Annotated in this window: 7 protein-coding genes and 1 pseudogene; 4 read left to right on the forward strand and 4 right to left on the reverse strand. The window is 66.2% G+C overall.

All coding sequences use genetic code 11. From position 1 onward, the window contains the following. The 3 genes and pseudogenes from JCM9942_RS09215 to JCM9942_RS09225 form a co-directional block, all read left to right on the forward strand. On the forward strand, window positions 1-1350 hold a 1350-nt coding region (locus JCM9942_RS09215; RefSeq protein WP_083468482.1), incomplete at its 5' end, for a heavy metal translocating P-type ATPase. Between the two features lie 11 nt (window positions 1351-1361). After that, window positions 1362-1832 carry a Cu(I)-responsive transcriptional regulator gene (cueR, locus tag JCM9942_RS09220; protein WP_241772703.1) on the forward strand — a complete coding sequence of 157 codons (471 nt, stop codon included), beginning with the start codon at window positions 1362-1364 and terminating at the stop codon, window positions 1830-1832. Window positions 1833-2036: 204 nt separating this feature from the next. Beyond that, window positions 2037-2607: pseudogene (locus JCM9942_RS09225) on the forward strand (OmpO family porin). Between the two features lie 94 nt (window positions 2608-2701). Here JCM9942_RS09225 and JCM9942_RS09230 read toward each other — a convergent pair. After that, window positions 2702-3175: a YehS family protein gene (locus JCM9942_RS09230; RefSeq protein ID WP_054659195.1), complete on the reverse strand. Its 474-nt coding sequence runs from the start codon at window positions 3173-3175 to the stop codon at window positions 2702-2704. A gap of 187 nt (window positions 3176-3362) precedes the next feature. Here JCM9942_RS09230 and JCM9942_RS09235 point away from each other — a divergent pair, with 187 nt between their 5' ends. Continuing rightward, complete coding sequence (locus JCM9942_RS09235; RefSeq protein ID WP_054659197.1) at window positions 3363-3686, forward strand: DUF6122 family protein; 324 nt, start codon at window positions 3363-3365, stop codon at window positions 3684-3686. A 16-nt stretch (window positions 3687-3702) separates the two neighbouring features. Here the strand turns inward: JCM9942_RS09235 and JCM9942_RS09240 are convergent, their stop codons facing one another. From JCM9942_RS09240 to JCM9942_RS09250, 3 genes are all read right to left on the reverse strand, one after another. Then, the gene (locus JCM9942_RS09240; protein ID WP_054659199.1) at window positions 3703-4140 is read right to left on the reverse strand and encodes a hypothetical protein; all 438 of its coding nucleotides are present in this window, start codon (window positions 4138-4140) and stop codon (window positions 3703-3705) included. 105 nt (window positions 4141-4245) lie between these two features. Further along, the gene (locus JCM9942_RS09245; protein ID WP_054659201.1) at window positions 4246-5457 is read right to left on the reverse strand and encodes an NAD(P)/FAD-dependent oxidoreductase; all 1212 of its coding nucleotides are present in this window, start codon (window positions 5455-5457) and stop codon (window positions 4246-4248) included. A 42-nt stretch (window positions 5458-5499) separates the two neighbouring features. Beyond that, on the reverse strand, window positions 5500-5994 hold the full coding sequence (locus JCM9942_RS09250; protein WP_054659203.1) for a lipocalin family protein: 495 nt from the start codon (window positions 5992-5994) through the stop codon (window positions 5500-5502). Between the last annotated feature and the right edge of the window lie 571 nt (window positions 5995-6565).

Below are 6565 nucleotides of genomic sequence, written 5' to 3' on the forward strand. Positions count from 1 at the left end.
ATCGGCGGCACCGTCAACCAGACCGGCACGCTGGGCGTGCGCGCCACCGCCGTGGGCGGGGCCACGGTACTGGCGCAGATCATCCGCCTGGTGGAACAGGCGCAGAGCGCCAAGCTGCCGATCCAGACCCTGGTGGACCGCATCACGCTGTGGTTCGTGCCGATCGTGATGGCCCTGGCGGCGCTGACCTTCGCGGTGTGGCTGTTGCTCGGCCCGCAGCCGGCGCTGATCTTCGGTCTGGTCAACGCGGTGGCGGTGCTGATCATCGCCTGTCCCTGTGCGATGGGCCTGGCCACACCAACCTCGATCATGGTTGGCACCGGCCGTGGCGCCGAGCTGGGTGTGCTGTTCCGCAAGGGCGAGGCGCTGCAGCTGCTCAAGCAGGCGCAGGTGGTGGCGGTGGACAAGACCGGCACGCTGACAGAAGGCCGCCCGGTCCTGACCGACCTGCAGCTGGCCGACGGCTTTGACCGCGCCGGTGTGCTGGCCAAGGTGGCGGCGGTCGAAGACCGCTCCGAACACCCGATCGCCCGCGCCATCGTCAGCGCCGCGCGGCAGGACGGGCTGACGCTGCCTGCGATCAGTGCCTTCGAATCGGTCACCGGTTTCGGTGTGCGGGCCGAGGTGGACGGCGTGCGCGTGGAAGTCGGCGCGGACCGCTTCATGCACAAGCTCGGCCTGGACGTGGCGCTGTTCGCCGATGCCGCGCGGCGGCTGGGCGAGGAGGGCAAGACCCCGCTGTACGCGGCCATCGATGGCGTGCTGGCGGCGATCATCGCCGTGTCCGACCCGATCAAGCACGACACCCGCCCCGCCATCGCCGCGCTGCACGCGCTGGGCCTGAAGGTGGTGATGATCACCGGCGACAACCGCCGTACCGGCGAGGCCATCGCCCGCCAGCTGGGCATCGACGAGGTGGTGGCCGAAGTGCTGCCCGAAGGCAAGGTCGAGGCGGTGCAGCGGCTGAAGGCCACGCATGGCCGTCTGGCTTATGTCGGTGACGGTATCAACGATGCGCCGGCACTGGCCGCGGCCGATGTCGGCATGGCGATCGGCACCGGTACCGACGTGGCGATCGAGGCGGCCGATGTGGTGCTGATGTCCGGCAGCCTGCAGGGCGTGCCCAACGCCATCGCCCTGAGCAAGGCGACGATGGGCAATATCGGCCAGAACCTGTTCTGGGCGTTCGCCTACAACACCGCGCTGATTCCGGTGGCCGCCGGCGTGCTGTATCCACTGTGGGGCGTGCTGCTCTCGCCGGTGTTCGCCGCCGGCGCGATGGCGTTGTCGTCGGTGTTCGTGCTGGGCAATGCCTTGCGCCTGAAGCGCTTCCAGCCGCCGCAGGGTTGACGGAGACGATCATGGAAGAGGGCATTAACATCGGCCAAGCCGCCAGGGCCACCGGCATCTCGGCCAAGATGATCCGCTACTACGAGGACAGCGGCCTGATCGGGCCGGTGGCGCGTACCGATGCCGGCTACCGCCTCTACAGCCCGCGCGACATCCACACGCTGGGCTTCATCAAGCGTTCGCGCGACATGGGCTTCAGCGTGGAGCGTATCGGCGAACTGCTGGCGCTGTGGAAGGACCACTCGCGCCACAGCGCCGACGTCAAACGCATGGCCAGCGAACACATCCAGGTGCTGCGCGAGCGCATCGACCAGCTGCAGGAGATGGTGCAGACGGTGCAGGCGCTGGTGGATTGCTGCGCCGGCGATGGTCGCCCGGATTGCCCGATCCTGCGCGACATCGAAACCGGCGTGCCGCTACACGGTCCGGCGACGCCGACAACCTTCGGCCAGGCCGCTGCGGGCAAGCGCAAGCACACGTAGATCGCCGCGCTCGCTTGAATCCGGCCAATTGCGCTACACGCGCCACGCGTGCCAGAAAAGGCCTGAATAAACGCCTAAAAACAGCGCTTCTCGCGCATGCCGATTTCAGGATGCGTTGGGGTGGCTAACGGAAAACTTACAACCGGACGCAAGCAGTCGCGCTGGCTGCTGTGCCATCTAGTTAGTAATCCAGAGGTTGTACCCATGAAGAATTCGCTGATTGCCCTGGCGCTGCTTGCCGCCGCTCCGTTCGCCGCCTCGGCCGCCGACGGCCTGTCCTACAACTATGCGCAGGCCGATTACGTCAAGACCGACGCGGACGCCGGCAAGGCCGACGGCTGGGGCGTGAAGGGTTCCTATGAATTCATTCCGCACGTCCATGCCTTCGGTGAATACAACCAGCAGAAGGCCGACCTCACCGACGCCAAGACCGACCAGTGGCGCGTCGGTGTCGGCTACAACCGCGAAATCGGCAACAGCACCGACTTCGTCGGCCGCGTGGCTACAACAAGTTCGACCCGAAGCAGGGCCTGGACTTCAACGGCTACAGCGCCGAGGCCGGTATCCGCACCGCGTTCGGTGCCCACGCCGAGGTCTATGCGATGGCCGGCTACGAGGACTACACCAAGAAGCACGGCATCAACCGGAAGGCGAGTTCTACGGCCGTCTCGGTGGCCAGGTGAAGTTGAACCAGAACTGGGGCATCAATGGCGACCTCAAGATGAACGGCGAAGGCGACAAGGAATGGTCGATCGGCCCGCGCTTCAGCTGGTAACCGGCTGAGCTGCTGCCCAGACAGAAAAGCCCGGCATTGCCGGGCTTTTTCTTTATGCAACGGTGGGGCCAGTGCCCGCCACGGTGCTGGTGACTCAGCGGTTGCCGCGCAGGCGCAGGGTCAGGCCCTTGAGGAAATTGCGCAGCATCTGGTCGCCGCATTCGCGGTAGTTCTTGTGGTCGGGCTGGCGGAACAGCGCCGACAGCTCCGGCTTGGACACCGGAAAACCGGCGCTCTCGAAGACATCGTGCATATCGACATCCTTCAGCCCGAAGGCCACGCGCAGCTTCTTGAGGACCACGTTGTTGGTGATGCGCTTTTCCGGCGGGCGGGCCGGCTGCGAGTCGTCGCGGCCGCGGAAGTGGTAGATCAGGCCATCGAGGAAGCGCGACAGCACGGCGTCCGGGCAGGCCACGAACAGCGGCTCGTCTTCCTTGCGCAGGAAATCATGCACCTGCGAAGGATCCACGCTGAAGGCGGGATCGGCCAGCAGGATCGTATCCACCACCATGCCGTCGCTGAGATCGAGCATGTAGCGGATGCTGCGCAGTACGTCGTTGTTGATCATTGCCACTCCGGAACCACCGCGGCGGAACTGCCTGCGGGGGCATAGTGTAACGCCGCACCCTGCGGCCCCGGCCTACAATTGGTGCCCGTTCAGACAGCCCGCCGCGCATGCGCCTCGTACCTGCCGTTCCTTACGCGTCCACCGCTCCGCCGGGGAAGCCACAGATGGTGCTCCACCGGAGCAGCCGGTGAGCCTGCGCGCGATCATCCACCTGTGCCTGCATGCGGCGGTGCCGGCGCTGCTGGCGTGGCTGTTCTGGCGCCCGCAGTTCGGCAAGGCGTGGCTGGTGATGTTGCTGGGCTGGGTGATCGACCTGGACCATCTGTTGGCCGATCCGGTCTACGTGCCGGACCGGTGCAGTGTCGGCTTCCACCCGCTGCATACCGCGCCGGCGATCGCGCTGTATGCCGGGCTGGTGGTGCCCCAACGCACGCGTCTGTTCGGCATCGGCCTGGTGCTGCACATCGCGCTCGATGCGATCGACTGCATGTGGATGCGCTGCAGCAGCTGAGCCGGTCCCGGGAGGCTTACCAGCCGCCGTACCAGGGGCCCGGGCCATAACCGTACGGCCCGATGCCTTCCCCCTTGCTGAGGTGGATGTTGAGGTCCACCCGACGGGTCTTGCCCTCGTCGTTGGTGTAGTTCTTGCCCAGGTTCAGATCCACTGCGCTCCAGTGGCTGTTGCCGGTCTGCTTGGAATAGCCGATGCCGGTACTGATCGCGCCATGCACCTGCAGCTTGTCGTCGACAGCTTCGGCGGCGGGCTGGTTTCTGGACAGCCTGCGACCGCTGTGATCGCCGTAGAACGTGCCTGGTGCATCGGACTGGTAGGCCGGATCACCGAGATACCGCAACGGCGCCTGAGGAACGCTCAGATCCAGCGCCCCCGGGGTGACCGCATCGTTCTGCGCCACCGCGGCAGCGGGCAGCAGCAACAGGGCAAGGATAAGGGAGGTTCGGATCATGGCGGGTACCGCTCCGGAGCACGCGGCATCGTCAGTGATGCCGCTGGTGCAAAACTAGCAGATATGGCTTGAATGATGCCTGTCGTTTCCGCCTGCCCGCGGCGCTCACTCCAGGCGCTGGAAGGAAAACAGCGCAGCCAGCCGGTGCTGGCGCCGCTCGATGGCCGCGCGGATCAGGCCGGCGCCGATCATCGAATAGGTGATGCCGTTGCCGCCATAGGCCAAGGCGAACTGCACCCGTGGCCCCCACTGCGGATGCGTGCCGAAGAACGGCAGCCCGTCGCGGGTTTCGGCGAATGTACCGGCCCAGGCGAAGGCCGGTACCAGCTGGAGGTGCGGAAACAGCGCAGTGACTTTGTCCGCCAGCGTGTGGGCCTTGCGGTCGACACGGGCGTCGCGGCGCGCGGGGATGTCCACCGCGTCATCTTCACCGCCGACCAGCAGACGGTGATCGGCGGTGCTGCGCAGGTACAGGTAGGGCCGCGCGGTTTCCCACAGCATCGTTGCGCGCAACGGCCCCAGCGCCGCGACCGGCAGCGGATCGGTGACGAAGGCGTAGCTGCTGCGGTTGCGCGCGACCCGCTGGTCCAGCCACGCCTCGCTGGCGTAGCCGGCGGCCATCACCACGTGTTTGCAGGTGATGGTGACGCCCTGCTGGGTCCGTGCCTGCACCTGGCGCGCGGAGGGCTCCAGCGCGGTGATGCAGGTGCGGTCATAGACCTGTCCGCCGCGACGTCGCAGCTCGGCCAGCAGGTGGTAGGTCATCCGGTACGGATCCACGCTGGCGGCCAGCTCGCTGACAATGGCGCCCGGTGCGGCGAAACCATAGCGCTTCTGGATTCGCGCCGTATCCAGCCAGCGCACCGCAAAGCCGTGGCGGCGGCGTAGTTCGAACTCGTCGATCAGCGCGGGCACATCGCGCCTACGGCTGGCGTAGTACAGGCTGGAGCGGTGCTGGAAATCCGTGCCGCGCAGCCGCGCGGCGACCTGCTGCAATCCGGGGATGGCCTCGGCACAGGCCTGGTAGGCCAGCACCGCCTGTTCTTCGCCGTAGTGTTTGGCCAGTACCCGCAGCGGCGTATCGATTTCGTACTGCAACAGCGCCGTGCTGGCCGCGGTGGAGCCCCAGCCGATATCACGTTGCTCCACCACGGCCACATCATGGCCATGCCGGCCCAGCTCGTCGGCGATCAGGGCGCCGCTGATACCGCCGCCGATCACCAGCACATCGCAGCGCAGCGACTGCTCCAGCTGCGGGAAGGCCCGCATCAACCCGTTGCGGATGGCCCAGAACGGATAGCCGCTTTTAAGATCCATCGTCGTCGTGTTCCTCGCCTGTAGAGGTTCAGTGGTGCCGGTTCAGGCCGTGCGCTGGCCGGTGTGCGGGGTATGGATCAGCGGCTCGATATCGAAGCCCAGTTGGCGTGCCCGTGCCAGGTAGTGCTCGCGGATGGTCGCGTCCATATCCGGTTGCCGGGCCAGCAGCCACAGGTATTTGCGGTCCGGGCTGCCCACCATCGCCGTGGTGTAGTCCGGAGCCAGTGCGATCACCCAGTAGTCGCCTTTGGTGAAGGGAATCCAGCGCAGGCCCTCGGGCAGGAAGCTGACTTCCAGTTTGCTGTTGGAGGCATCCACCGGCGTGGCCCGGCCGATGGATTCTTCCAGCTCACCGTTGTGCAGGCAGCGGTTTTGCACCCGTACGCTGCCATCTTCATTGAGCGAGTAGTGCGCGCTGACATCGGTGGCGTCTTCGGGCTCATGCCGCATCGGCAGACGATCGATTTCATACCAGGTGCCCAGATAGCGCTGCAGCTCCAGCGAGGGCACGGTAGGCAGGGGCGAATGCTCGGTCATGGATAGCGTCTCCTTGGTGATCGCAAGTTCCGGGAGGCAACGCTATAGCCCGAGTGCGGTGAACGGGTTGTGCGCGGCGGCCGCGCGGATTGCCGGTTGCTCCAGGCAGACCGTGACCTGAATCACTTTTGCTCCGCCTGACGTTACTCCGCTCACATAGACCGCTGCTTGACCAGTGGGCGCGTCACGCGCGCGCTGCAAGCAGGTGACTGCGCTGCTCGACGGCGAAGTCCGCTGTTTGCGGGTGCCGGTCCGCGGCCGGACTCTCAGGGCTGCGAGCCCATGGCAGCCTATGCCCACGATCAGCCCACTGTGGAAGCTCTCCCCGCATTCCCGGACGCAACCGCCCTCACCTGGCGCGGTTGCTTCCGCCGTGCTGCGTGTCGCGACGGTTCGCATGATCTGGATGCTGGCTGATCTATAGTCCGCAGCAGGCGCGGTGTTCCGCGCGATCCGGTGCTTTTGCCTTGCTTGCTCAATGCGTTCTACAGCCGCTGCACGTCGTGCTGTTTGTCATTTTGATGGTGGGAACAGGCTGTCGGTCGAGCCGGCACGCGCCGCGCCGCAAGCC

It is taken from the genome of Stenotrophomonas pictorum JCM 9942, assembly GCF_001310775.1.
Lineage (GTDB): Bacteria > Pseudomonadota > Gammaproteobacteria > Xanthomonadales > Xanthomonadaceae > Stenotrophomonas > Stenotrophomonas pictorum.

Excerpts from the sequence above, each read along its gene's own strand:
- JCM9942_RS09240 (WP_054659199.1), bottom strand. The coding sequence starts at position 4,140 with ATGATCCGAACCTCCCTTATCCTTGCCCTGTTGCTGCTGCCCGCTGCC.
- cueR (WP_241772703.1), top strand. The coding sequence starts at position 1,362 with ATGGAAGAGGGCATTAACATCGGCCAAGCCGCCAGGGCCACCGGCATC.
- JCM9942_RS09230 (WP_054659195.1), bottom strand. The coding sequence starts at position 3,175 with ATGATCAACAACGACGTACTGCGCAGCATCCGCTACATGCTCGATCTC.
- JCM9942_RS09245 (WP_054659201.1), bottom strand. The coding sequence starts at position 5,457 with ATGGATCTTAAAAGCGGCTATCCGTTCTGGGCCATCCGCAACGGGTTG.
- JCM9942_RS09250 (WP_054659203.1), bottom strand. The coding sequence starts at position 5,994 with ATGACCGAGCATTCGCCCCTGCCTACCGTGCCCTCGCTGGAGCTGCAG.